A 2,568-nucleotide genomic window follows, 5' to 3' on the forward strand; every position below is an offset into this window, starting at 1 on the left:
CCGCCGCCGGAGCGCCCGGCCGCGAGCTGGGCGAAGGGGTTCGAGCGGCTGCCGCCGCCCAGGTGGTTCTTCTCCACCAGCGCCCCGCCGGCGAAGGCACCGGCCGCCACGATGCACGCCGACAGCGCCAGCGTCAGCCAGGGCAGCTTGCGCCGGGGCGGCGCGGCCAGTTCGGCCGAGATGTCCCGGGCGTCCGGCGGCTCGGCCAGGATGTCCTCCGGCCGCTCGACCGGCGGGCCGCCGGGGCCCTGCATGATCTCGCCCCGCTCCAGGATCCCGATCCCGGAGTCGTCCCGCTCGGGGACCATCGGCAGCAGCTCGGTGGCCTCCTCGCCGGTGTCCCGCTCGACCAACTTGCCGGTGTCCGTCCTGACCAGCTCGCCGCCTCGGCGTCGCGCCATGCCCGCCACTCCCTTGTCTGTCTTCGTCCGCTCACTCATGCCGCAGCGCCTCGATGGGCCGCAGGCTCGCCGCGCGGTTGGCCGGGTAGCTGCCGAAGAACAGCCCGATGGCGACGGCGATGGCGAAGGCGCCCCACACCGAGTCCGGGATGATCACCGGTTTGATACCGACGATGGTGAAGCGCGAGCCGATCAGTCCGGCCAGCACTCCCAGGCCGCCGCCGATCAGCGACAGCAGCGTGGACTCGGCCAGGAACTGCCCGAGGATGACGCCCTTGGGCGCGCCGATCGCCTTGCGGATACCGATCTCCCGGGTCCGCTCGGTGACCGTCACCAGCATGATGTTGGTGATGCCGATCCCGCCGACCAGCAGCGAGATCGCCGCTACCGCGCCCAGCAGCACCGTGAAGGTCTTGTTGGTGTCCGACTGGGTGCTCAGCAGGGATGCCTGGCTGCTGACCCGGAAGTCCAGCGCGTTGGCGTTCTTGATGCCGTGCGTGCCCATCAGGATCGTGGTGATCTCGTTCTGCGCGGGCGTGGTGGCGTCCGCCGACTTCGCCTCGACCAGGATCTGGCTGACCGGGCCGAAACCGCTGAACGCGTTCTGCACCGTCGGCAGTGGCGCGATCACCGTGTCGTCGGGGTCCTGGAAGCCGGTGCCGCCCTTGGTCTCCAGCACACCGACCACGGTGAAGGGGGTGCCGCCGAGGACCATCTTCTTGCCGACCGGGTCGGCCGTGCCGAACAGGTCGGTGGCGGTGGTCGAGCCGATGACCGCGACCTTGCGGGAGTTGAGCACGTCGTCGGCGCTGAAGTAGTCGCCCCTGCCCTTCGCGACCTTGCTGTTGGACGCCTTGAAGTACGCGGGGTAGGTGCCGACGATCTGGCTGACGGTGTGCGAGGTGCCCTGGTAGATCGCGGTCTGCGAGGTGGTCACCTCGGGCGCGACCGAGTCGATGTCGGGGGCGTCGGCCGGATTGGCCAGCGCCCGCGCGTCGTCCACGGTCAGCGGCTTGGTCGTGGTCGCCCCCGTCCCGCCGGCGCCGAAGCCGCCGCCGGAGGAGACGGTGAGCGAGTTGGTGCCGAGCTTCTCGATGGAGTCCTTGACGGACTGCGAGGAGCCGTTGCCGACCGCCAGCAGGATGATCACCGCCGCCACACCGATGAGCACGCCGAGCATGGTCAGCCCGGAGCGCACCTTGTTGGCGGACAGCCCGCCGACGGCGAACCGCAGTGTCTCGAAGGGGTTCATACGATGCCCCCCGCGAGGGCCTGCGGGTGGTGGGTGGCGAACTCGGCCGGATCGCGCAGGGCGGGCGGCGGCCCCTCGGCCGGCCCCTGCCGTACGTCGGCGACGACCTGCCCGTCCACCAGCCGGATCACCCGCTTGGCGTGCCGGGCCACTTCGTCCTCGTGGGTGATCAGGACCACCGTGCGCCCGGAGGCGTTCAGCCGGTCGATGATGGCCAGGACGTCCTCGGTGCTGTGGCTGTCGAGGTTGCCGGTCGGTTCGTCGGCCAGCAGCATCGCCGGGGCGGTGACCAGCGCGCGGGCCACCGCCACCCGCTGCTGCTGGCCGCCGGACAGTTCGTTGGGCCGGTGGTCCACCCGGTCGGCCAGCCCGACCAGGGACAACGCGGCCAGCGCGCGGCGGCGCCGCTCGGCGGTCCGCACCCCGGCGTAGGCGAGCGGGAGTTCGACCTGGGCCAGCGCGGGGGTGCGCGGCACCAGGTTGAAGGACTGGAAGACGAAGCCGATCTTGCGGTTGCGGACCAGGGAGAGCTGGTGCTCGTCCAGGCCGCCGACATCGATGCCGTCCAGCAGATAGCGGCCGGAGGTCGGCACGTCGAGGCAGCCGAGGATGTTCATCAAGGTGGACTTGCCGGAGCCGGAACTGCCCATCACGGCCACCATGTCGCCCTGTTCGACGACCAGGTCGACGCCGGGGGACTCGCCGGTCCGCGGGTCGACCGGGCCGCCGAGCGCGCGGACGGCCGCGTCACCGTGGCCGTACGTCTTGAGCAGCGAGCGGACCTCGATGACGGGTGCCTTGCCCCAGGGGCCGTCCTCGCCGGGGACGGCCGGGCCGGCGCCGATGGCCCGATCGGCCCCGCCGGTCGGGTCGGCCCGGCGGCCCCGGCGGCCTGTCGGCGGTGGAGGCCGGGCG

The 2,568-nt window shown here is 72.1% G+C and carries 2 protein-coding genes and 1 pseudogene; all 3 read right to left on the bottom strand.

The window, feature by feature from the left end:
* Positions 1-401: pseudogene (locus GA0115240_RS02720) on the bottom strand (hypothetical protein); the annotation flags it as partial.
* 31 nt (positions 402-432) lie between these two features.
* Entirely contained in the window at positions 433-1,653 is a 1,221-nt protein-coding gene (locus GA0115240_RS02725) for an ABC transporter permease (RefSeq protein ID WP_093735037.1), read from the bottom strand.
* Entirely contained in the window at positions 1,650-2,498 is an 849-nt protein-coding gene (locus GA0115240_RS02730) for an ABC transporter ATP-binding protein (RefSeq protein ID WP_093735038.1), read from the bottom strand. Before GA0115240_RS02730 ends, GA0115240_RS02725 begins: the two co-directional genes overlap by 4 nt.
* Between the last annotated feature and the right edge of the window lie 70 nt (positions 2,499-2,568).

Source organism: Streptomyces sp. DvalAA-14 (assembly GCF_900091855.1).
Classification (GTDB): domain Bacteria; phylum Actinomycetota; class Actinomycetes; order Streptomycetales; family Streptomycetaceae; genus Actinacidiphila.